This window comes from Flavobacterium sp. UBA2787 (assembly GCA_002352205.1).
GTDB lineage: Bacteria > Bacteroidota > Bacteroidia > Flavobacteriales > Flavobacteriaceae > Flavobacterium.
The window spans coordinates 180,648-202,049 of record DEHZ01000010.1 but is presented as its reverse complement, the minus strand read 5'-3'; the positions used below and the strand labels follow the sequence as shown (position 1 = coordinate 202,049).

The window sequence follows — 21,402 nt, the reverse complement described above, 5'->3', positions numbered from 1 at the left end:
CTTTGAAACGGGATTTGTATTTTTTATTTTATGGCAACTTCTGCCACTGTTTTGGTAGAATCTGTAACAGTAGAATCTTTACTTGTTTCAGTTTTTGGTGCATTTTCATCAACCCAAATATCTCCTTCGGCAGGTTTTGCATCTGGTGGATTTGTTCCTTGAAGTGATAAAACATAACTGGCTACTTTTTGCAAATCAGACGGTTTTATGGTGGCTTTCCACGACACCATACCTTTTCCTTCGCGACCACCTTCCATTAATGTATTGAAGACGTTTTTAATACCTCCGCCTAAAATCCAATGCTCATCTGTAAGGTTTGGTCCGATAGAACCTCCTCCATCTGGTTTGTGACAAGCTACACAATTTGTTTCATATAATTTTTTACCTTCTGCTAATGCAGTAGCATCTGTTAATAAAGTAACTTTATCCTTATCCATTAAGTCCGGAGCCGTTAATTTATATTTTTCAACCTCTGCTTTTGCGATAGCCATTTCGGTTTCAAATTCCGAAGCTTGATCATAATCATTATATATGTGGAATCTCACCAAATAAATAATGGCAAAAATGATAGTTAAATAGAACAAATTCACCCACCAAGGTGGCAATACATTGTCTAATTCTTTGATGCCGTCATAATCGTGGTCCAGCAATATATCGTGCTCTTCTTCGATTTCTTTAGAACGAGTTAATTTTTTTGACAAACTTTGATAAAAAGCACTTTCCGTGAAAGGTAATGACTGTGCTTCCTCCAATTGTTTTTTCTGTTCTTCAGAGAGCATGTGGTAGGTTACTTTATCTACGGCACTTACTACAATTTCTATAGCGACCAATAAGAAAAGGAAAACTCCTAAAAATAAGGCAACCATTGGGTACTCGATAAAAGCCGGTTTGTCTCCTGAGTCTATAAAATATTCCATTGCACCCATTACAAGGGCAAAAATCAATGGAACTCTGACGTATGATGGAATTAATTTTTTCATTTTTTACGTTTAATAGGTTTTACTAATTATCTTCTTTTAAAGGTATATCACCTAGTTCATTGATTGTTTCTTTGCTATAGGAAAATACCCATACTAAAAGCAATACAAAGAATAGAAAGAAAATGCTCAATGAGATGATAGGATATATTTCAATTCCTACAATCGTATCCATGTGGTGTTTGATAAACTTTAGCATGACTATTTATTTTGAACAGTTTCTTTTACTTTAATATCAGTTCCTAAACGTTGCAGATAGGCAATTAACGCTGTAATTTCTCTGTCTTTCATCGGAACAAATTCTTCTCCACGAGTTGCTGCATTCTTTTTACTTTCTTCATACGATTTTACAAAATCAGGATCGGCATGAAGATTTTTTTCGATTAAAGCACCTTGTTCATCAATGGATTTTCTGGCATTTTTAATATCCTCTTCTGTATAAGGAACACCTAACGTTACCATCACTTCCATTTTTTTCTCAATTAATGAATAATCCATCGGCTTATTATCATACATCCATTTGTAGCCTGGCATGATTGAACCCGGAGATGTACTTTGTGGATCCCACATGTGGTTAAAGTGCCAGTTATCATTGTATTTGGCTCCAACTCTATGTAAATCCGGACCTGTACGTTTAGAACCCCACAAGAATGGGTGATCATATACATATTCTCCTCCTTTTGAATATTCACCATAACGTTCTACTTCTGAACGGAACGGACGAATCATTTGCGAGTGACAGCCCACACAACCTTCACGGATATATAAATCACGACCTTCTAATTCCATTGGTGTATATGGTTTTACAGAAGCAATAGTTGGAATATTAGATTTCACTACTATAGTTGGAATAATTTGAATTATACCTCCAATTAAAATTGCTACTAGCGATAAAACTGTAAATTGAATTGGTCTTCTTTCTAACCAAGAGTGCCATTTTTCACCTTTCATTCTTTTTGAAGAAATTACGGCTAAGGCTGGTGCTTCGGCTAATTCATCTTCTACTTTTGAACCGGCAGCAACTGTTTTGATTACGTTATATACTAAAACTAGTAAACCTGCAACATATAAAGTTCCTCCGATGGCACGCATCCAATACATTGGCATGATTTGCGTAACTGTTTCAAGGAAGTTACCATATACTAAAGTTCCGTCTGGATTGAATTGTTTCCACATAGAAGCTTGGGTAAATCCGGCAACATATAATGGTAAAGCATATAAAATGATTCCTAATGTTCCAATCCAGAAATGGAAATTGGCTAATTTTTCAGAATATAATTTGGTTTTGGTCATTCTAGGTATTAACCAATAGATCATACCAAAAGTCATAAATCCGTTCCAAGCTAATGCTCCAACGTGAACGTGTGCAATAATCCAATCAGTAAAGTGAGCAATAGCGTTAACGTTTTTAAGCGAAAGCATTGGTCCTTCAAACGTTGCCATACCATAACCGGTGATTGCAACAACAAAGAATTTTAACACGGCATCTGTTCTAACTTTATCCCAAACACCTCTTAATGTTAGAAGTCCGTTAATCATACCACCCCAAGATGGAGCAATTAACATCACAGAGAAAACAACTCCTAAGTTTTGAGCCCAATCCGGTAAAGCTGTGTATAATAAATGGTGAGGTCCGGCCCAGATATAAATGAAAATCAACGACCAAAAGTGAATGATAGATAATCGGTATGAATAAACAGGACGGTTTGCCACTTTAGGAACAAAGTAATACATCAATCCCAAGAATGGTGTTGTTAAGAAAAAGGCAACAGCATTGTGTCCGTACCACCATTGCACCAAAGCATCTTGAACGCCGGCATATACCGAATAACTTTTTAAACCGGAAACCGGTAATTCTAAACTATTAAAAATGTGAAGAATAGCAACTGTTACAAATGTGGCGATATAAAACCAAATCGCTACATAAATATGACGCTCTCTACGTTTTAGAATTGTCATAATCATATTAATACCAAATACCATCCAAATTAAAGCAATGGCAATATCAATTGGCCATTCTAATTCGGCATATTCTTTAGAAGTTGAATACCCTAATGGTAACGTAATTGCAGCCGCAACAATGATTAATTGCCATCCCCAAAAGTTGATGTTACTCAATAAATCACTGTACATTCTGGTTTTTAGCAATCGTTGCATTGAATAATATACTCCGGCAAAAATGGCGTTTCCAACGAAGGCAAAGATTACTGCGTTGGTATGTAAAGGTCTTAATCTACCAAAACTTAGGAACGAGATTCCATCGGTTAAATTGGGAAATAAAAACATGATGGCCAAGATGAGGCCTACTAACATTCCGACTACACCAAAGATGATACAGGCGTAGAGGAACTTCTTTACAATTTTGTTGTCGTAATAAAATTGTTGCATCTCCATAATTATACTTGTTTTTCTTTAATTGTTTGTATTGGTTTTTTGTTTGTTGAGATTTTGAGTTCATCGTCAAAAAGCATTCTGACTGATGGAGTGTAGTCATCATCATACTGCCCTTTTTTTACTGCTCTTATAAATGCATACAGAAAAAAAATAGCTACAATAATGCTGATAGTGATTAAAATGTAAATGACGCCCATACCTTAAATTTATGTTAACAAAATTAGACTTACTCGATTTTATAAAATATGATAATTGTCATGCAGGATTATTTTTTGTTGCGGGTTGAAAGTTACGGGTTGCGGGTTGCGAGTTTCGTGCATAAAAATTTGTCATAATCGTTACAAAACTTACTATAGTAATGGTGCTCAATGGCATAATAATCGCTGCCACTAAAGGCGATAAATTACCAGAAACTGCATACGTCAATCCAACGACATTGTACGCTAAGGAAAGTCCGAAACTCATAAAAATCGTTTTCATAGCTTTTTTAGAATAGTTCATAAAAAATCCAATTTTTTGAAACTGAGAAGCATCCAAAATTCCGTCACAAGCGGGCGAAAAAACATTAACATTTTCGGAAATAGAAATCCCGATGTTACTTTGTGCCAATGCTCCGGCATCATTTAAACCATCGCCAATCATCATAACATTTTTACCTTGTTTTTGAAGTTCTTCAATGTATTCCAGTTTTTGTTCCGGCTTTTGATTGAAAACCAATTTCGTAGTGGATGGAAGCATTTTCTCTAAAATTTTTCGCTCTCCATCATTATCACCTGATAAAATAATCAGATTATATTTCTTTGATAACTGATGAAATAATTGCTCTAAACCTTCACGATATTGATTATTAAACACATAACTTCCTTTATAAACACCATTAATTTCTACATGCACTTTGGTTTTCTTATGCGTGTTTTCAGTCATAGTTTTTAAAAACTGTGAAGAACCCAATTTGATGGTATTGCCATTTATTTCGGCATAAATTCCTTTTCCAATTATTTCTTCAAAATGAGTTGGAATAAGTTTAATTTGGTTAGGAATAAATTCATACAACCGCCTGCTCAAGGGATGATTGGAACCTCGAAGAGCATTGTTCAATAACTTTAAATCAAAATCAGTTAAAGGAGTTCCTTCATAAGTGATAGACGTTTTTTTATTGGTTGTAATGGTTCCTGTTTTATCAAAAACGATACTATCTACTTTGGCTAATTGTTCAATAACAATGGCATTTTTTAGATAGAATTTTCGTTTGCCTAAAATTCGTAACACATTTCCCAACGTAAATGGAGCGGTTAATGCCAATGCACACGGACAAGCTACAATCAAAATTGCTGTAAAAACATTAAAGGCTGTGTTGGTATCAATGAAAATCCAATACAAAAAAGAAATAATTGCTAAACCAAGCAAAGCCGGTGTGAAATATCGACTGATTTTATCTGTGATTGTTTTGTGTTTTATATCGATTTTCTTCTGAAAAACATCGTTACTCCACAATTGAGTAAGGTAACTTTGAGAAACCGAAAAAAGCACTTCAATTTCGATTACTTTGCCCATTTGTTTTCCGCCTGCGAAAATTTTATCGCCTGATTTTTTTTCGATGGCAACTGCTTCGCCCGTGACGAAACTATAATCAATAGATGCTTTTTCGGAAATTAAAATGCCATCTACCGGAATTAATTCTTGATTTCTAATTAAAAGTCGATCGCCTTTTTGAATATCATACACTTGAACAGAAGTTTCTGAACCATCTGCTAAAATCTTAGTAATTGCAATCGGAAAGTACGATTTATAATCCCTTTCAAAAGAAAGAAAATCGTATGTTTTTTGCTGAAATAATTTTCCCAAAAGCATAAAGAAAATGAGTCCGGTCATGCTATCAAAAAAACCTTGTCCGTAATCAAAAACGATATCAACCGTACTTCTGATAAACATCACCACAATTCCCAACGCGATCGGAATGTCGATGTTGAGCATTCCCGATTTGATGCTTTTGTATGCCGAAACATAATATCCGCTTGCCGAATAAAAGAAGGCCGGAAGCGAAATAGCAAATATCAACCAACGGAAAAATCCTCGGTATTCATTTATCCAATATTCTTCTACTTCAAAATATTCCGGAAAGGAAAGCAACATAATATTTCCAAAACAGAAAAAAGCAACGCCAATTTTGTAAATCAAACTTCGATCGATGACTTTTTTACCTTCATCAAAATTGTCTAAACTGATGTACGGTTCATAACCAATGGAACAGAGAAGTTCCACAATTTTCTTTAATGAAGTTTCTTCGGGATTGAATGTAATTCTAACTCTTTTCTCCGGAAAATTTACTTGAGAAGTGTTTATTCCCTGCTGAAGTTTCTGTAGATTTTCCAAAATCCAAATACACGAACTACAGTGTATATGAGGAATATAGAGTGAAACAATGTGTGTTGCATCCTCTTGGAATTCGAGAAGTTTTGAAACAATATCTTCATTGTCTAAAAAATCATATTTGCCTTTAATGTCAAGTGGTGTTGCACCTGGAGATGCTTGAAAATCATAATAACATGATAAATCATTTTGACTAAAAATTTCATAAACCGTCTTACAACCGTTACAACAGAAACTTTTTTCATCATAAATAATCTCTTCTTTTTTGTTGATTTCTAAACCACAATGGAAACAATTTCCAGTGTTCATAATTTGCTCATTTTACCTGTAACAAAGGTTGCAAAAGGATGAAAATTAAAATATGATATTTGTCATACTTTAATTATCTTTGTAAATACCAATAAATCTAAATAGTAATGAGCAAATGTGAACAATGTATTGTGAGGGAATTCAGTTCATTAAAAGCCCTAAACAAAGATGAGCTATTAAAAATGGCTAATTGTAAAACATCTTACACCATAAAAAAAGGTGAACCTATTTTTGAAGAAGGTGAATCTGTTAATGGTATATACTGCATTAAAGATGGTGTTTGTAAACTATCTAAGTTAAGTGCCAACGGAAAAGATCAAATTGTAAAATTGGTTAAACCCGGTGAACTTTTGGGTCAACGTTCGATGATTAGCGATGAGCCTGCGAATTTGAGTGCCGTAGCTTTGGAAGATATGGAGGTTTGTTTTATTCCTAAATCGGAAGTACTAGGGTTTTTCAACAATAACAACCAGTTTTCGATGAATATGATGAAAACTATTTGTGGCGATTTAAAAGACGCAGATGATCATATGGTTTCAATGGCTCAAAAAACAGTGAAAGAACGTTTAGCTGAAACTTTGCTCTATTTAGAAGACACCTTTGGCAAAAATGAAGATGGTTCACTTCACATTCAATTATCAAGAGAAGAGTTAGCAGGAATGATTGGAACGGCAACTGAAAGTTGTATTCGATTACTTTCTGAATTTAACAAAACAGGTTTGATTGATATTACCGGAAAAAAAATAGTGATTTTAGATAAAAATAAATTAAAACGAATGGCGGAGTAATTTTTTGGATAAAGTATATTTTAAAACTGTTTTTTAAACAGTTTTTTTTATTTTTAACGGTACTTAGTTAATTAAAAATAATTTATGCACTCAGGAAGACAATACTCACTCAAGGAATTTTTATTTTGGACCAGAAGAGACATTTATGTTCTCTTATTTTTAGCCATTATCCCTACTCTACTTTTTCAGGTGTTTGAATGCAAATGGATGTCTATTCCGTGGGTTCCGATTGCATTAGTCGGGACAGCCGCAGCATTTATAATTGGTTTTAAAAATACGCAAACCTATAATCGTTTATGGGAAGCTCGTCAAATTTGGGGAGCAATTGTCAATTCAAGTCGGTCTTGGGGAATGATGACGAAAGATTTTGTTATAGCGGATAAAACTATTCACCAGGAATTAATTTATCGTCATTGTGCTTGGTTGACTGCTTTGCGTTATCAATTGAGAGAACCCAGAAATTGGGAAAATATGACCAAAAGTTATAACGTTGAATACAGCCGTTTGTTTACTATTTTAGAAAAATCAATTCCGTTGGAGGAAGAATTAAAAAAATATTTATCCGAAGAAGAACAAAAGTACATCTTATCAAAAAAGAACAGAGCCACTCAACTCATTGCTTTTCAATCCAAACGATTAGCCGAATTATATCAACAAGGAAAAATCGAAAATTTTCAATATGTTGAAATGGAAAAACGCTTAGCCGATTTATATGACCAACAAGGAAAATGCGAACGAATTAAAAACTTTCCTTATCCTCGGCAATTTGCCAGTATCAATTTATTCTTTATTTGGTTGTTTGTCATTTTGTTACCGTTTGGAATGTTAAACGAATTTCAAAAATTGGGTGAACATTACGTTTGGCTAACCATTCCTTTCAGCATCGTCGTTTCGTGGGTTTTTGTATCGATGGAAAAAGTAGGCGAAAGTACTGAAAATCCATTTGAAGGAAGTGCAAACGATGTCCCAATTACAGGATTGAGTCGAACAATTGAAATCGATTTAAGAGATATGTTGGATGAAGAAAATCTTCCTTTGCCAATAACAGCAGAAAATAAAATTTTAATGTAAATCTAAAAAATATCAATTATGGAAATTGAAAAAGTATTTAAAAACAACGAAAAGTGGATCGCTGAAAAACTATCAGTTGATGCCAATTATTTTGAAAATTTATCAAAAGGGCAAAGTCCTGAAATTCTCTACATCGGTTGTTCCGACAGTCGGGTTACAGCCGAAGATTTAATGGGTGTTGAACCCGGAGAAGTTTTCGTTCATCGAAATATTGCCAATATGGTGATTAGCATTGATTTAAACGTAATGTCGGTTATGAATTATGCCGTGGATCATTTAAAAGTTAACCACGTGGTGGTTTGCGGACATTATTTCTGTGGAGGTGTTAAAGCAGCAATGCAAGCTCAGGATTTAGGAATTTTAAATCCGTGGTTACGTAACATTCGCGATGTGTATCGTCTTCATAAAAAAGAATTAAATGCTATTGCTGATGAAAATGCACGATACAACCGTTTAGTTGAATTGAATGTTCAGGAACAATGTGTCAATTTAATCAAAACAGCTGCCGTTCAAAAAGCGTATCGCGAACGGAATTTACAGGTTCACGGTTGGGTTTTTGACATTCATTCCGGAAAATTAATCGATTTAAAAATTAATTTTAAAGAAGTTTTAAAGGATATTATGGAAATTTATAATTTGGGAGAGTCTTAAAAATAAAAATGCCATTAGCAAAACTAATGGCATTTTAACAACAAATTCTATATTAATTTCTAACTAACTTAATGGTTTGTATAGCATTGTTTGCATTGACTTTTGCAAAATAAATTCCGCTTGTTAATCCGTTCCCATCAATTGAAACTTGACTTAATTTTGGTTGAATAGAAATGACCAGTTTTCCGGTAATATCAAAAAGTTGAACTTCATCAATTTGATTTTCCGCAACACTCAAATTCCAACTTGAAGTAGCTGGATTTGGATGTACAGTTAGTTTCACCAAATTATTATCATTTACACTTAATACTTCTTCAAAATTATATTCTCCGGTTACTCTATTAAATGAAATGTTGTAAACTCCGGCAACTGTTGGAATATCCATACCATTTTGCGTACCCGTTCCGGTAGGAAAGTCGGCACTTCCCCAATTTTTACCCCACGACGAATTTGCTCTAAACTTTACAAATCCATTCACTAGTTCAAAATTTTCTAATAAAAATGTAACGCCACCATCTGTTGTAGGTAAGGCAATGTCTGTTTCCCAACCTTGAGCTCCATCACCAATAATTGAAACAGGAACTTGGATAAATGTGTAGTTTAATCCACTGTAATTAAAAGCAACATTATAAAAACCAGACGTTAATGGAATGTCATTTCCCCCCGGAACAGCTTCTCCGGATGGAAAAGTAGTTCCTCCCCAATTTACATCCCAAGAGTTATCTTTTCGAAATTTCATATTATTAGCTGTAAAATGAAAATCATCTTTAGTATATAAAACACCATCAAAAGTTGTCATAGGTTCACTTTCCGTCCATTCATTAAATCCGCCAATAAATCCGATATCGTCATAAACAGATTCAACTTCGGTAAAAACATAAGCTCCAGTATCTTTATTAAAAACGATATCATACGTTCCAACCGGTACAGGGATATCTGGTCCACCTTGAACACCTGTTCCTGTTGGAAAAGTGTTTGATCCCCAATCGGTTACCCATGCATTATCTTTTCTAAATTTAGCTCCACCAGCTACTCCGAAATTTTGAGAAGAGAGTGTGTAAATAATTCCGTCTTCGGTAACCAATGGAACATCGACAGACCAATTGGTAAACTGACCAATAATGGATATGTTGTCGAATTGTGCAAAAACAATCGAAACATTACAAACCATTACGAAAGATAAAAGTAATTTTTTAATCATAAGACTATTGATTTTTAGTTAATTAACAAAGTTAACTTACTTAAAATCAATAGCAAAAAATGAGATTATGATTTATGAATAATTCAAAATTAAGTATTTTTTAACACTTTTAAAGTATGAAAATGCAACAATAATTTGTTTTTGTTGTATAAAATTCAAAGATATACGAAAACGTTTTCGTTGATGGTTTTTATAGCTTTTTTGCTTCTTCCCAAAAGACATCCATTTCGGCTAAAGTCATATCTACAAGGGGTTTTCCTAACTCACCAGCTTTACTTTCTAGGTACATAAATCGTTTCATGAATTTTTTGTTTGTTCGCTCCAAAGCATCTTCAGGATTAATTTTTAAAAACCGTGCATAATTGATCATCGAAAACAAAACATCACCAAATTCGGCTTCCATTTTTTCGAAATTTCCTGATTTTACTTCCTCCTGAAATTCTGAAATTTCTTCCTGAACTTTATCCCAAACTTGATGTGGTTCTTCCCAATCAAAACCAACACCTTTCACTTTATCTTGAATTCGACTTGCTTTTACAAGAGCCGGCAAACTCTTCGGAACACCTTCTAAAACAGACTTTTTACCTTCTTTGAGTTTTAGTTTTTCCCAATTTTGTTTCACTTCTTCTTCATTGGCAACAACTACATCACCATAAATATGTGGGTGACGATCTATCAATTTATCACAAATACTATTGGCTACATCAGCAATATCAAAATCATTGGTTTCGCTACCTATTTTGGCATAAAAAACAATATGTAACAACAAATCGCCTAATTCCTTTTTGATTTCTTGTAAATCATTATCCAAAATAGCATCGCCTAATTCGTAGGTTTCTTCGATGGTGAGATGGCGTAAACTTTCTAAGGTTTGCTTTTTATCCCAAGGACATTTTTCACGCAAATCGTCCATAATGTCTAACAAGCGACCAAAGGCTTCGAGTTGTTTTTCTCTTGTATTCATTTGATTTTGATTTATGTAAAAATAAAAAATCCTACTCGAAAGCAGGATTTAATTATGATTTAATTTTTTATAAAATTATTCAGCCGGTTTTTCAGCCTCTTTTAATTCTTTTGATAATGCTTCAACCGAAACTAATCCTTTTGGTTGCAACATATTGTACCAATTAATGATTTTTTTAATATCCGAAGGATAAACTCTGTCTTCATCAAATTCAGGTAAAACTTCTCTAAAATAAGTTGATAAAATACTGTTATCGTCTTTATGAGAAATTGTAGTTGGTCCGTCATTTTCTTTCGTAGCAATAGCTTTGAAAACTTCGGCTAATTTAATTTCTTCGTTGTAGGTGTAAACGGCTATTTCAGAAAGTAAACTCACATTGCTTCGCATACCGACAGTGATTTTTTTTCCGTCTAAAAAGCTTTCTGAAACAAATCCTGTTCTGGTTTGAATTTTTAATTCGAATAATCCCGGTTTTCCCGAAATGGCTAATATTTTTTGTAAACTCATTTTTAAAATATAAATTAAACTTGTGTATTATCTTCCTTTTTTGTTGAAAAACTTCATTCTATAATCAGGAAAAATTTTTCCGTCAATGATGTTTTGCAATCTTTTTTTAATTAACGTTTTTTTGAGTGATGATATTTTATCAGTAAACAAAATTCCTTCAATATGATCGTACTCGTGCTGAATCACTCTGGCTATTAAACCATCATAAACATCGGAATGTTTAACAAAATTTTCATCAACATATTCAATTGTAATTCGCTCTTTTCTGAAAACGTCTTCACGCACTTCGGGAATGCTCAAACAACCTTCGTTGAAACCCCATTCATTGCCTTCTTCTTTAACAATTTTAGCGTTGATGAATGTTTTTTTAAATGATTTTAATTGCTCTGTTTCTTCTGTTGATAAATCATCGCTTTCGGCAAATGGTGCGGTATCAACAATAAATAAACGAATAGCTAAACCAATTTGAGGAGCAGCTAAACCAACGCCATACGCATTGTACATGGTATCGTACATGTTTGCAATAAGTTCCGATAAATTGGGATATTCCGGTGAAATTTCTGCACCTACTTTTCGTAAAACCGGATCACCATATCCAACAATTGGTAAAATCATAAGAGCAATTTTAGTGAATTAGAATTTAAAAATTTTGATTAAATTCGGATGCAAAAGTAATAAAAAGAATCTTGATTTTTGCTTTAATTCAGGTAGGTTTTCTGTTAAATCATTTTTCTGGTCAAATAATCCTGTAACAAAATGGTTGCGGCAATTTCATCAACCAAACCTTTGTTTTGGCGTTGTTTTTTACTTAATCCGCTGTCTATCATCGTTTGAAAAGCCATTTTCGAAGTAAATCGTTCATCTACACGAATGACTTTCATCTCCGGAAATTCAGTTGTAAAGTTCGTCACAAATTTTTCAATAATTGGTGTGCTTTCTGATGGTAAACCGTTCATTTGTTTGGGTTCGCCAATTAAAACAGTAGAAACATTTTCTTTCGAAAAATAGTCTTTTAAAAAAGGAATAATTGTTTCTGATGGAATGGTTGTTAGTCCGGATGCAATGATTTGCAATTCATCTGTAACGGCAATTCCGGTTCGTTTGATTCCGTAATCTATGGCGAGGATTCTTGGCATTATTTGATTTTAAATTATTATTTGATTGCTTCAAATCGAGCTAACGGAGCCATTCTTGCTCTATTGAATGATAAATTATTTCCGTTTATACTGTAATTATCTACTTTTTCTAGCATTTCTGCAAAATCTTGTTCAGTCGTCATATCAGGGCAAGCCATCATAGTCGATGCTCCTTTGGTGAATTTGATTCTCATGGCATCTTCTTTGATTTCATAACTTCCCATCATATTATTGCATCCGGCAAATGCAGCATAACGATTTTCTTTATTTAATTGAATAAACATTTCTTTTTTGGAATCCCTAGTATTTTGAACTGGTTTACCGTTTAATTCAACTAGTTTCCATTTATTAAATATAAATAAGGTCTTTTGAGGTTTTATTGAATCTGGTGCTGGTGGTGGAGGTGGCACAGTTTTGTTCAATACATACTTATCAGCCAAATCACCTGTAATTTTATTTCCTTTCAAATCCAATTGAATTAAGTAATTTTCACCCACAAAATACTGTGAAGGTCCATTATCAATTCCTTCTAAAATTATTGTATTGCCTGCCTCATTCCAAGAGTAAGTTCCTTCTTGTTGAGAAAATTTATCATTGCCTATGTTTAAATACATCGTTTTCAAAACATAGAATTTCTCTTCTAAAATTAATTCTGTTTGAATGCCCTCACAATCAGCACAGGGAATAATTCCTCTATAATATCCCATATAATCCAATGAATTCTTTGCATTATGATCGTCATTAACAACAACTTCTGTTGAATCTACAACCATTGTATCGGTTGTTTCATTTTTATCCTTTTTAGCACAACTCACTACTAAAAAAAATAGAGTCATCAAGATAATTACTTTTGTTTTCATATTTGTTACTTTAAGGTTTATCACAAATTTACTGCTTTTTGTTTTCAAAAAATTTAAAGTTTACAAAAATCAAACCATTTTTTGTGGCTAAAAGATTTTATCTTTGTTTCAAATTAAAATAACCATGAACGAACTACAATCTATCATAGAAAAAGCTTGGGAAAACAGAGCTTTATTGCAAGAAGAAACTACAATTTCAGCCATTAGAAATGTTATTGATTTATTGGATAACGGAAAACTTCGCGTGGCAGAACCGATAACAGATGGTTGGCAAGTGAATGAATGGGTAAAAAAAGCCGTAGTGATGTATTTCCCAATTCAAAAAATGGAAACGTGGGAAGCCGGTATTTTTGAATACCACGACAAAATGCTTTTAAAACGTGATTATGCTGCAAAGGGCATTCGTGTTGTTCCTCCGGCTGTGGCGAGATATGGATCTTATATTTCAAAAGGTGTGATTATGATGCCAAGTTATGTGAATATCGGAGCCTACGTTGATGAAGGAACAATGGTTGATACATGGGCTACCGTTGGAAGTTGTGCTCAAATTGGAAAAGACGTTCACTTGAGTGGCGGAGTTGGCATTGGTGGTGTTTTAGAACCGCTTCAAGCTGCACCTGTTATCATTGAAGACGGAGCTTTCATTGGTTCAAGATGCATTGTAGTTGAAGGAATTAGGGTAGAAAAAGAAGCCGTTTTAGGTGCGAATGTTGTGTTAACCGGTTCAACAAAAATTATTGATGTTACTGGCGAAAGTCCGGTTGAATATAAAGGTTATGTTCCTGCTCGATCTGTGGTGATTCCTGGAACTTATACCAAAAAATTTCCTGCAGGTGAATTTCAAGTTCCGTGTGCTTTGATTATTGGTCAGCGTAAACCATCCACTGATTTGAAAACTTCACTAAACGATGCGTTGAGAGAATATAATGTGGCGGTTTAATTTAATGAACTATCTTGATGAAAGTACTTGTAATTCAGAATAAAATGATTGGTGATGTGCTGGCTAGCACCGTGATTTGCGAAGTTCTTAAAAGAGAAAATCCTACTTGGGAGATTCATTACATGATTCAAAAAAATACAATTGCTGTCGTAGAAAACAACCCTTATATTGACAAGATAATTCTATTTGACCCGAATGAGCACAAAGGTTTCTTTAAACTAATGACATTTGGAAAACTGCTTAAAAAAGAAAAATATTCTATTGTTATTGATGCTTACGGAAAATGGCAAAGCATACTTCCCGCCTATTTTAGTGGAGCTAAAACAATTGTAGGTCATTATAAATGGTATAACACATTTTTTCACACAAAAACCGTAGTTCCTGACACAGAATGCAATGGAACGGCAAATGCCTATCGAATTTTATTAGCGAAAACTGCTTTGGAAAAAGAGGTTAAACCTATTTATCCTAAAATTCATCTGACAAAAGATGAAATTTTGAAAGCCAAAAATACAATTGGTCAACAGTTAAAAAATGAAAAACCTTTGTATATGATTAGCATTTTGGGAAGTGGAAAAAACAAAAGTTTACCACCAAAATATATGGCTCAGGTTTTAGACGAAATTGCTTATCAGCGTGACATCCAAATTTTATTTAATTATATTCCGAATCAAAGAGAGCAAGTTCAGGTTATATTTGACCTTTGTTCTGAAGAAACTAAATCAAAAATAAACCTTGATTTTTATGCCAATAGTTTACGTGATTTTCTTGGATTATTATCGCAATGTGATGCTTTAATTGGTAATGAAGGTGGTGCAACGAATATGGCAAAAGCACTTTCAATTCCAACTTTCACCATTTATGCTCCATGGATTAACAAAACATCATGGAATATTTTGGAAGAAACAGGTTTGCATGACGTTGTTCATTTGAGTGATTATTATCCTGATTTATATCAAAATAAGCATCCTAAAAACTTTAAAGATAAAGCGTTAGAATGGTATGAAAAATTTAATCCGGAATTGTACAAAGATAAACTCAATGCTTACTTAAATCGATTAGAAAAAAACAAATAATCTTTTTATTTATTCAACTCTTTTTTAATTCCGTAAGGAGTCCAAACAATTTTATTGTCTTTTACATCTTTTCTAATTGCAAGATTTGCTGCCAATGATTCGGATGTTTTATAACCTCGAGCATGATCTAAATGCAAAACAATGGCTTGATAACGAATTTGCTTTCCTTTTATTCCATTATTTTCAAGACGTTCTCCAAACTCTCTGTCCGGACCACCATATTTCATTCGTTCATCATAGCCGTTAATAGCAATCATATCTTCTCTAAAACCTGAAGAATTGCAATTATTAAAGGAGGGTGTTGTGGGTGTAACAGTATCTAATATTGTTGCCATTACTCCATCGGTAGAAAGTTTAAGGGTTTGAGAGAAACCAAGTTTGTCTTTACTTTTCAACCATTTAACATCAAAGCAAGTGCCTGTTTTAATATCCTCTTCAGAAATTAATTTACTTACTTTCATGCTTAATTTGCAATAACCACCGGATAAAAACCTTCCCTTTTCAGCATATTTAGCATGCACTTCTACAAAATCTTTTCTGGGAATACAGTCACCATCTGTCATAATAATGTATTCATAATTAGCTTCTACGATAGCCACATTTAAAATTTCTTGACGTCTGTAACCTAAATCTTCATGCCACAAATGACGAATTGGAACCGGATAATTTTGGCTGTAACGATCGATTAATTCTTTAGTCAACGGTCTGGAACCATCATCGGCAATGATTAATTCAAAATCAGAATAAGTTTGAACACTATATCCAATAAGTACTTTTTCCAGCCATTCTTCGGCATTGTAGGTACTAACTATGACAGAAATTTTCATATTTAGGAGTTGCATTATTATATGATACAAAAATAAGCATTAAATGTGTGAATCGGAATTCATACTGTTTAACTTATTCATTTTTTTAATTCCTTTGGGAATCCAAGTAATTTTATTTTTTTTGTTGAACTTTCTAATGGCCTGATTTCTGGAGATGCTTTCTTTTGTTGCATAAGAGCGTTTATGATCTAAATGCAAGCAAATTGCAGAATACCGAATTTGCTTAGAAAGCATTCCGTTGTTAAACATTCTCTCTCCTAACTCGCGATCTAAACCACCATATTTCATATCTTCATTAAAACCATTAACGGCTAGAATATCTTTTTTAAAGCCTGATGAATTATGACCATTCCATGACCTCTTGGTAGGAGTTAACCAATTCATAAACGCAGCAAACCATTTATTTTTTGTGAGTTTAGTGAGTTTAAAATTAAATTTCAAGCCTTGTTTTCTCAACCAAGAACTATCAAAACAATTTTGAGAAACAATATCTATTTCTGAAATGGCATTGGAAATTGACATGGGAAGTTTGAAATATCCCCCGGATAAAAAATAACCTTCTTCTTTGTGAAGTAAATGCGTTGCTATAAAATCATTTCTCGGGATACAATCTCCATCTGTAAACAAAAGATAATCGGAGGATGATTTAAGAATGGCTTGATTTAAAATTTTTGATTTTTGAAAACCATCATCTTCATGCCAAACATGAACAATTGGGTGTTTAAATTTTGACAAAAAACTATCTACTACTTCTTTCGTTTTTTGTGTAGAACCATCGTCAGCAATCACAATTTCAAAATCATCAACAGACTGAACGCTAAATCCAATTAAGACTTTTCGCAACCATTCCTCTGCATTGTATGTCGTGATAATTATTGAAACTTTCATTAATCCTATATCGAGGATGGAAAATTAGTGGTTTTTTTAGATATATTATTTCCAAAAAAGAAATTTCTTTTTTAATCTTTTCTTTCTTTGAAATTTATTTTGAAAATCAGAAGTATACTTCCATAAAATTTCAAAAATTAATTGTTCAGATTCTTGCGAACTTTTTGCATATTCATTACTCATTATAGCAATCATTTCTTTATGAGGCGTTAAACGACATAAATTTTTCATACGCATATTAAAACTCATTGTACTGTGAAATTCCATTCGATTTAAATCAACTAAATAAAAATCATAATCATTATTTTCATTTTTTTTAATTAGAGTATTTCCCGGAGAATGATCTTTAAATTCGATTCCCTTTTGATGAAGTTTATAAGAAAACTTCGTAAACTTTCTTAAAATCAACTCCCATTCAGGATAATCGGGTTGTAAAACTAACTCTCTAAAAGTCAAATCGCAATTCAAATGCTCGCTAATATAATAGCTATCATTTAACCCAATTAAATCAAAATTTTCATAAAATGCTATGGGTTGAGGAGTACCAATTCCATTTTCCAACAATTTATTAGCAAACTCAAAAGAACGTTTCGCTTTTGATTTTCTGAAATATCGATAAACTATTTTATTAATAAAATTGGGTTTTTTAAACGATTTTACATTAATTGTAAATCCGTTAAATTCAAAAAGTTTTATTTTATTTCTTATTCTATTATCAAAAAGTTTACCCTTTTCATTGAAATTATCAATTACATCAAGTAATTCATTCTGAAACAATTTAAACTTAGTACTAATAATTACTGACTTCATTTGAAATATCTAATGTTGAGGCAAATGTAAATATAGTATTTTATACTTCAAATTTAAAGCTTAAATTTACCCAAATTTAATTCTTATGGAATATCCTGATTGTAGTCTTATCATTTCCACCTATAACTGGCCAGAAGCTTTGGATCTGTGTTTAAAAAGTGCTATCAATCAATCTATATCTCCAAATGAAATTATCATTGCAGACGACGGTTCGAGAGAAGAAACCAAGTATTTAATAGAACACTACACCAAAATTTCTAAAGTTCAAATTGTTCATGTTTGGCATGAAGATACAGGGTTCAAACTAGCCGAAATAAGAAATAAAGCAATTGCAAAATCATCTTACTCTTATATAATCCAAGTTGATGGTGACGTTATATTGAATTCTAATTTTGTGAAAGATCATTTAATTTTTGCTAAAAAAAAACAATATCTTTTTGGGTCAAGAGTAAACATAGTTAAATCATTTCTTCCCACACTATTTTCTACCAAAATGATTAATTTTAATTTTTTTTCATTAGGTATAAAAAAAAGGTTTAGAAGTTTGCGATTGCCTTTTTTAATGAAAATGCAAAAACCTTTGAATTCAGTTTCTCTAAAATTAAGAGGTTGCAATATGTCTTTTTGGAAAGAAGATTTTTTAAAAATAAATGGGTATAATGAAGATTTTTTTGGGTGGGGAGGAGAAGACTATGAGTTAGCACATCGATTTCACAAAATTGGTTTAGTTGGTAAGCGATTAAAATTTACGGCTATTATTTATCATATATACCACAAAGAAGCAGCAAAAAACAACCTAGATTACACACACCAAGTTCTAGATAAAAGCTTAAATTCAACCTCTTTCTTTACTGAAAATGGAATTGATAAACACATCCAATCATAAATATTCTAAACTTTTTTTGAAGCAACTGTAGCAAATTGCAGATAAAAAATATCCTTTTGAGTAAACAAGAATAAAATATTATAAAGAATAGGTTTTAATGATTTTGATTTATTGATTCCTTCATTTATGAGTACTGAATAACCTGCATCTTCATACATTCTTCTAATACTTTTTTGTGTAAAAAACCGCATGTGTGTAAAATCCATAACACCATGTTGTTCATATTTCCAATCTTTCTTGATTAACAATTTTCTTAGTTCATTATGATACCGCATATTAGGTATCGAACTTATTACAACGCCATTAGAACTAAGCTTACTTTTAATGCTACTAAGTAAAGAATAAGGGTCAAATAAGTGTTCTAAAACATCATTAAAATAGATTACATCAAAATAATTATCTGGTAATTCGTTTAAAAAATCCTCACATTTTCCGACAAAAACCTTGTCTAACACCTTTTTAGCAGACTCCGCTTCATCTTCCATCATTTCAATTCCCCAGATTTCTACTTCAGCATTTTTCTTTATTTCTTCTCCTAAACATCCATTTCCACAACCAACTTCTAATATTCTTTTTGTACCAACAGGCATATATTTAAGCATCTCGTGCCTAACTTTACTGTAGTAATGACTTGGCTTATTATCGTAATTCATTGTATTTATTTATTTTTCTCAAAAGTATTAAAAAATTTAATCAAATATTCCATAATTATTTTTAAAATAAAAACGTCAATTATAATTCATTTATATTTGTAAAAAAATAGGTTTTTAAATATGAAAATTACAATAATTAGTTATGATAATTGGGGTTTTAACGATTACTTAGTTGACTATTTGAAACAAAATAATCACGAAGTAAAGCACATTGACTTTAGTAAATTTAAATATAAGTATCCGAATGTTTTTTTTAAAGTATATAATTTTTTTTTAAAGATAATAGCTAAAAAAGATTTAAAAAGAATATTTTACGGAAAAAAAATTATTGCAGAATTAATCCCAAATCAAGATATTGTTCTTACTATCAAAGGTGACTTTATTGACCCTAAATACCTTGAGGAAATTAAGAAATATACTAATGTTTCAGTAGGATTTTTTAATGATAGTTATGCAAAATGCCCAAAAATAAAAAATGTTCTAAATTGTTTTGATGAAGTTTATTCTTTTGAGAAAAACGATTGTAAAAATTTTAATTTAAAATTTGCTACAAATTGGATTTACAAACAATCAAACAAAAATGAAATTCATGATCATAGTTATGATGTGTTTAATATTAGCTCAAAAGACAGAAGATATCCAATAATTTTAAGGATTGCTAAAAATCTTCTCCAAAATGGTATTAAATCTAAAATACTAATTCATGATAAAAAGAATGAAACAAATGACTATGGAATTGAAGTCATCACCAATAAACTAAGTTTAAATGAAGTTTATCAATTAATTGACAAATCTCGAGCATTGTTAGATATAAACAGACCTAAACAAAATGGATTAACATTCAGGGTTTTTGAAAGTTTGGGAACTAATAAAAAATTAATTACCACAAATTCCGATATCATTAATTATGATTTTTATGATGAAAAAAATATATTAATTATTGATGAAAAAAATCCTGAAATTCCAAGTTCTTTTTTTAAAAATGATTACGTGGAAGTACCTAATGAGGTGTTTAATAAATATACAATTGCCGGTTGGGTAGAAAATGTAATTCTCTCTAACATCAAAAAATGAAAAAAATAATTTTAAAATGCCATTAAATGAATGATATAAATAACGAAATCCTCAACGCCTTCGAAGTCATCCAAAACGGAGGCATCATCCTCTACCCGACCGATACCGTTTGGGGAATTGGCTGTGATGCGACAAATCCTGAAGCTGTTAAAAAAATATACGAACTCAAAAAAAGAGAAGAATCTAAAAGCATGATTGTGTTGATGAATGGCGAAAAGATGATGTACAATGTTTTCAAAGACATTCCGGAAGTAGCTTGGCAAATTCTTGATTTATCTGAGAAACCCACCACATTAATTTTGGATAAACCCAAAAATGTGGCACCAAATATCATTGCAGAAGACCAATCTTTAGCCGTTCGTTTAGTGAAAGAACCATTTTGTTTTAAATTGATGGAACGCATGAAAAAACCTTTGGTTTCTACTTCTGCAAACATTTCCGGTCAACCCACTCCAAAATCATTCAAAGAAATCAGTCCCGAAATTATTAAAGGTGTAGACTATGTTGTAAATTTGCACCGCGAAAAAATTTGCGATAAGCCATCCACGATTATCAAATTGACGTTGGATAGTAAAGTTCAGATTATTCGGAAATAAAGTTAAAAGCCACAAATTCACGAATTAAATTTTAATGACAGATATTTTATACAAAACGGAAAGCTATAAATTAGTAGGCATTTTATTTGAAGTACATAATAATTTAGGTAAAGGATTTTCTGAAATCGTATACAAAGATGCACTCGAATATGAATTTAAAAATTCATTAATTCAATTTGAAAGAGAGAAAGAGTATTCAGTCAATTATAAGAATACTATTTTAAAACACAAATTTTACGCTGATTTTGTCGTATTGGATAAAATAATTTTAGAAATAAAATCATGTAAATCTTTAAATGACGAGCATATAGCTCAATGCATAAATTATTTAAAAGTTTCAAATAATAAAATAGCAATCTTGGTAAATTTCAACAAAGATTCATTAGAATACAAAAGAATTATTCTTTAGATAGAATTTGTGAAA

23 protein-coding genes are annotated in these 21,402 nt (G+C 32.1%); 9 read left to right on the top strand and 14 right to left on the bottom strand.

Annotation, left to right across the window (positions count from 1 at the left end; translation table 11 throughout):
• Positions 1–23: 23 nt before the first annotated feature.
• From B4N66_RS07570 to B4N66_RS07550, 4 genes are all read right to left on the bottom strand, one after another.
• Positions 24–980 carry a cbb3-type cytochrome c oxidase N-terminal domain-containing protein gene (locus B4N66_RS07570; protein WP_291093649.1) on the bottom strand — a complete coding sequence of 319 codons (957 nt, stop codon included), beginning with the start codon at positions 978–980 and terminating at the stop codon, positions 24–26.
• A gap of 198 nt (positions 981–1,178) precedes the next feature.
• Positions 1,179–3,371, bottom strand: a complete 2,193-nt coding sequence (gene ccoN, locus B4N66_RS07560) for a cytochrome-c oxidase, cbb3-type subunit I (RefSeq protein ID WP_291093642.1) — start codon at positions 3,369–3,371, stop codon at positions 1,179–1,181.
• A gap of 2 nt (positions 3,372–3,373) precedes the next feature.
• On the bottom strand, positions 3,374–3,568 hold the full coding sequence (gene ccoS / locus B4N66_RS07555) for a cbb3-type cytochrome oxidase assembly protein CcoS (protein WP_291093639.1): 195 nt from the start codon (positions 3,566–3,568) through the stop codon (positions 3,374–3,376).
• Between the two features lie 58 nt (positions 3,569–3,626).
• On the bottom strand, positions 3,627–6,050 hold the full coding sequence (locus tag B4N66_RS07550) for a heavy metal translocating P-type ATPase (protein ID WP_291093637.1): 2,424 nt from the start codon (positions 6,048–6,050) through the stop codon (positions 3,627–3,629).
• Between the two features lie 107 nt (positions 6,051–6,157).
• On the opposite strand from B4N66_RS07550, the gene B4N66_RS07545 reads away from it, so the two are divergent.
• The 3 genes from B4N66_RS07545 to B4N66_RS07535 all read left to right on the top strand — a co-directional run bounded on the left by B4N66_RS07545 (position 6,158) and on the right by B4N66_RS07535 (position 8,560).
• On the top strand, positions 6,158–6,838 hold the full coding sequence (locus B4N66_RS07545) for a Crp/Fnr family transcriptional regulator (protein WP_248433361.1): 681 nt from the start codon (positions 6,158–6,160) through the stop codon (positions 6,836–6,838).
• An 84-nt stretch (positions 6,839–6,922) separates the two neighbouring features.
• Complete coding sequence (locus B4N66_RS07540) at positions 6,923–7,909, top strand: bestrophin family protein (protein ID WP_291093635.1); 987 nt, start codon at positions 6,923–6,925, stop codon at positions 7,907–7,909.
• Positions 7,910–7,927: 18 nt separating this feature from the next.
• Positions 7,928–8,560, top strand: a complete 633-nt coding sequence (locus tag B4N66_RS07535; RefSeq protein ID WP_291093633.1) for a carbonic anhydrase — start codon at positions 7,928–7,930, stop codon at positions 8,558–8,560.
• Between the two features lie 52 nt (positions 8,561–8,612).
• On the opposite strand, the gene B4N66_RS07530 is transcribed toward B4N66_RS07535, so the two are convergent.
• From B4N66_RS07530 to B4N66_RS07505, 6 genes are all read right to left on the bottom strand, one after another.
• Positions 8,613–9,761 carry a T9SS type A sorting domain-containing protein gene (locus B4N66_RS07530; protein ID WP_291093632.1) on the bottom strand — a complete coding sequence of 383 codons (1,149 nt, stop codon included), beginning with the start codon at positions 9,759–9,761 and terminating at the stop codon, positions 8,613–8,615.
• 190 nt (positions 9,762–9,951) lie between these two features.
• Positions 9,952–10,725: a nucleoside triphosphate pyrophosphohydrolase gene (gene mazG / locus B4N66_RS07525; RefSeq protein ID WP_291093630.1), complete on the bottom strand. Its 774-nt coding sequence runs from the start codon at positions 10,723–10,725 to the stop codon at positions 9,952–9,954.
• A 75-nt stretch (positions 10,726–10,800) separates the two neighbouring features.
• Positions 10,801–11,232, bottom strand: a complete 432-nt coding sequence (locus B4N66_RS07520) for a DUF5606 domain-containing protein (RefSeq protein ID WP_291093629.1) — start codon at positions 11,230–11,232, stop codon at positions 10,801–10,803.
• A gap of 27 nt (positions 11,233–11,259) precedes the next feature.
• The gene (gene def / locus B4N66_RS07515; RefSeq protein ID WP_248433355.1) at positions 11,260–11,847 is read right to left on the bottom strand and encodes a peptide deformylase; all 588 of its coding nucleotides are present in this window, start codon (positions 11,845–11,847) and stop codon (positions 11,260–11,262) included.
• 104 nt (positions 11,848–11,951) lie between these two features.
• On the bottom strand, positions 11,952–12,368 hold the full coding sequence (ruvX, locus tag B4N66_RS07510) for a Holliday junction resolvase RuvX (protein WP_291093628.1): 417 nt from the start codon (positions 12,366–12,368) through the stop codon (positions 11,952–11,954).
• 17 nt (positions 12,369–12,385) lie between these two features.
• A complete protein-coding gene (locus tag B4N66_RS07505) occupies positions 12,386–13,228 on the bottom strand; it encodes an META domain-containing protein (protein ID WP_291093627.1) in 843 nt (280 codons plus the stop codon).
• 124 nt (positions 13,229–13,352) lie between these two features.
• Here B4N66_RS07505 and B4N66_RS07500 point away from each other — a divergent pair, with 124 nt between their 5' ends.
• Both B4N66_RS07500 and B4N66_RS07495 read left to right on the top strand, forming a co-directional pair.
• Positions 13,353–14,168 carry a 2,3,4,5-tetrahydropyridine-2,6-dicarboxylate N-succinyltransferase gene (locus B4N66_RS07500; protein ID WP_291093625.1) on the top strand — a complete coding sequence of 272 codons (816 nt, stop codon included), beginning with the start codon at positions 13,353–13,355 and terminating at the stop codon, positions 14,166–14,168.
• A gap of 17 nt (positions 14,169–14,185) precedes the next feature.
• Positions 14,186–15,244 (top strand): glycosyltransferase family 9 protein, encoded by a 1,059-nt coding sequence (locus B4N66_RS07495; RefSeq protein WP_291093624.1) that lies wholly within the window; start codon positions 14,186–14,188, stop codon positions 15,242–15,244.
• Between the two features lie 5 nt (positions 15,245–15,249).
• On the opposite strand, the gene B4N66_RS07490 is transcribed toward B4N66_RS07495, so the two are convergent.
• The 3 genes from B4N66_RS07490 to B4N66_RS07480 are packed head-to-tail and all read right to left on the bottom strand — an operon-like array spanning position 15,250 to position 17,769.
• Positions 15,250–16,071: a glycosyltransferase family 2 protein gene (locus B4N66_RS07490; protein ID WP_291093623.1), complete on the bottom strand. Its 822-nt coding sequence runs from the start codon at positions 16,069–16,071 to the stop codon at positions 15,250–15,252.
• Positions 16,072–16,110: 39 nt separating this feature from the next.
• Positions 16,111–16,959: a glycosyltransferase family 2 protein gene (locus tag B4N66_RS07485; protein WP_291093622.1), complete on the bottom strand. Its 849-nt coding sequence runs from the start codon at positions 16,957–16,959 to the stop codon at positions 16,111–16,113.
• Positions 16,960–17,004: 45 nt separating this feature from the next.
• The gene (locus tag B4N66_RS07480; RefSeq protein WP_291093621.1) at positions 17,005–17,769 is read right to left on the bottom strand and encodes a lipopolysaccharide kinase InaA family protein; all 765 of its coding nucleotides are present in this window, start codon (positions 17,767–17,769) and stop codon (positions 17,005–17,007) included.
• 85 nt (positions 17,770–17,854) lie between these two features.
• Between B4N66_RS07480 and B4N66_RS07475 the strand changes: the two genes are divergently transcribed.
• Positions 17,855–18,655, top strand: coding sequence for a glycosyltransferase family 2 protein (locus B4N66_RS07475; protein WP_291093620.1), 801 nt, complete (start codon positions 17,855–17,857; stop codon positions 18,653–18,655).
• Between the two features lie 5 nt (positions 18,656–18,660).
• Here B4N66_RS07475 and B4N66_RS07470 read toward each other — a convergent pair whose 3' ends face one another.
• Positions 18,661–19,308: a class I SAM-dependent methyltransferase gene (locus B4N66_RS07470; RefSeq protein WP_291093618.1), complete on the bottom strand. Its 648-nt coding sequence runs from the start codon at positions 19,306–19,308 to the stop codon at positions 18,661–18,663.
• Between the two features lie 180 nt (positions 19,309–19,488).
• Between B4N66_RS07470 and B4N66_RS07465 the strand changes: the two genes are divergently transcribed.
• Genes B4N66_RS07465 through B4N66_RS07455 form a run of 3 tightly spaced genes read left to right on the top strand, consistent with a single transcriptional unit; the run spans position 19,489 to position 21,387 of the window.
• Entirely contained in the window at positions 19,489–20,382 is an 894-nt protein-coding gene (locus tag B4N66_RS07465) for a hypothetical protein (protein ID WP_291093616.1), read from the top strand.
• A 26-nt stretch (positions 20,383–20,408) separates the two neighbouring features.
• A complete protein-coding gene (locus B4N66_RS07460) occupies positions 20,409–20,978 on the top strand; it encodes an L-threonylcarbamoyladenylate synthase (RefSeq protein WP_291093614.1) in 570 nt (189 codons plus the stop codon).
• A gap of 34 nt (positions 20,979–21,012) precedes the next feature.
• Positions 21,013–21,387, top strand: coding sequence for a GxxExxY protein (locus tag B4N66_RS07455; RefSeq protein WP_291093612.1), 375 nt, complete (start codon positions 21,013–21,015; stop codon positions 21,385–21,387).
• Positions 21,388–21,402: the final 15 nt, after the last annotated feature.

What these genes read in the sequence shown, in the direction of transcription:
- B4N66_RS07570 (WP_291093649.1), bottom strand. Translation starts at nt 980, where the DNA reads ATGAAAAAATTAATTCCATCATACGTCAGAGTTCCATTGATTTTTGCC.
- ccoN (WP_291093642.1), bottom strand. Translation starts at nt 3,371, where the DNA reads ATGGAGATGCAACAATTTTATTACGACAACAAAATTGTAAAGAAGTTC.
- ccoS (WP_291093639.1), bottom strand. Translation starts at nt 3,568, where the DNA reads ATGGGCGTCATTTACATTTTAATCACTATCAGCATTATTGTAGCTATT.
- B4N66_RS07550 (WP_291093637.1), bottom strand. Translation starts at nt 6,050, where the DNA reads ATGAACACTGGAAATTGTTTCCATTGTGGTTTAGAAATCAACAAAAAA.
- B4N66_RS07545 (WP_248433361.1), top strand. Translation starts at nt 6,158, where the DNA reads ATGAGCAAATGTGAACAATGTATTGTGAGGGAATTCAGTTCATTAAAA.
- B4N66_RS07540 (WP_291093635.1), top strand. Translation starts at nt 6,923, where the DNA reads ATGCACTCAGGAAGACAATACTCACTCAAGGAATTTTTATTTTGGACC.
- B4N66_RS07535 (WP_291093633.1), top strand. Translation starts at nt 7,928, where the DNA reads ATGGAAATTGAAAAAGTATTTAAAAACAACGAAAAGTGGATCGCTGAA.
- B4N66_RS07530 (WP_291093632.1), bottom strand. Translation starts at nt 9,761, where the DNA reads ATGATTAAAAAATTACTTTTATCTTTCGTAATGGTTTGTAATGTTTCG.
- mazG (WP_291093630.1), bottom strand. Translation starts at nt 10,725, where the DNA reads ATGAATACAAGAGAAAAACAACTCGAAGCCTTTGGTCGCTTGTTAGAC.
- B4N66_RS07520 (WP_291093629.1), bottom strand. Translation starts at nt 11,232, where the DNA reads ATGAGTTTACAAAAAATATTAGCCATTTCGGGAAAACCGGGATTATTC.
- def (WP_248433355.1), bottom strand. Translation starts at nt 11,847, where the DNA reads ATGATTTTACCAATTGTTGGATATGGTGATCCGGTTTTACGAAAAGTA.
- ruvX (WP_291093628.1), bottom strand. Translation starts at nt 12,368, where the DNA reads ATGCCAAGAATCCTCGCCATAGATTACGGAATCAAACGAACCGGAATT.
- B4N66_RS07505 (WP_291093627.1), bottom strand. Translation starts at nt 13,228, where the DNA reads ATGAAAACAAAAGTAATTATCTTGATGACTCTATTTTTTTTAGTAGTG.
- B4N66_RS07500 (WP_291093625.1), top strand. Translation starts at nt 13,353, where the DNA reads ATGAACGAACTACAATCTATCATAGAAAAAGCTTGGGAAAACAGAGCT.
- B4N66_RS07495 (WP_291093624.1), top strand. Translation starts at nt 14,186, where the DNA reads ATGAAAGTACTTGTAATTCAGAATAAAATGATTGGTGATGTGCTGGCT.
- B4N66_RS07490 (WP_291093623.1), bottom strand. Translation starts at nt 16,071, where the DNA reads ATGAAAATTTCTGTCATAGTTAGTACCTACAATGCCGAAGAATGGCTG.
- B4N66_RS07485 (WP_291093622.1), bottom strand. Translation starts at nt 16,959, where the DNA reads ATGAAAGTTTCAATAATTATCACGACATACAATGCAGAGGAATGGTTG.
- B4N66_RS07480 (WP_291093621.1), bottom strand. Translation starts at nt 17,769, where the DNA reads ATGAAGTCAGTAATTATTAGTACTAAGTTTAAATTGTTTCAGAATGAA.
- B4N66_RS07475 (WP_291093620.1), top strand. Translation starts at nt 17,855, where the DNA reads ATGGAATATCCTGATTGTAGTCTTATCATTTCCACCTATAACTGGCCA.
- B4N66_RS07470 (WP_291093618.1), bottom strand. Translation starts at nt 19,308, where the DNA reads ATGAATTACGATAATAAGCCAAGTCATTACTACAGTAAAGTTAGGCAC.
- B4N66_RS07460 (WP_291093614.1), top strand. Translation starts at nt 20,409, where the DNA reads ATGAATGATATAAATAACGAAATCCTCAACGCCTTCGAAGTCATCCAA.
- B4N66_RS07455 (WP_291093612.1), top strand. Translation starts at nt 21,013, where the DNA reads ATGACAGATATTTTATACAAAACGGAAAGCTATAAATTAGTAGGCATT.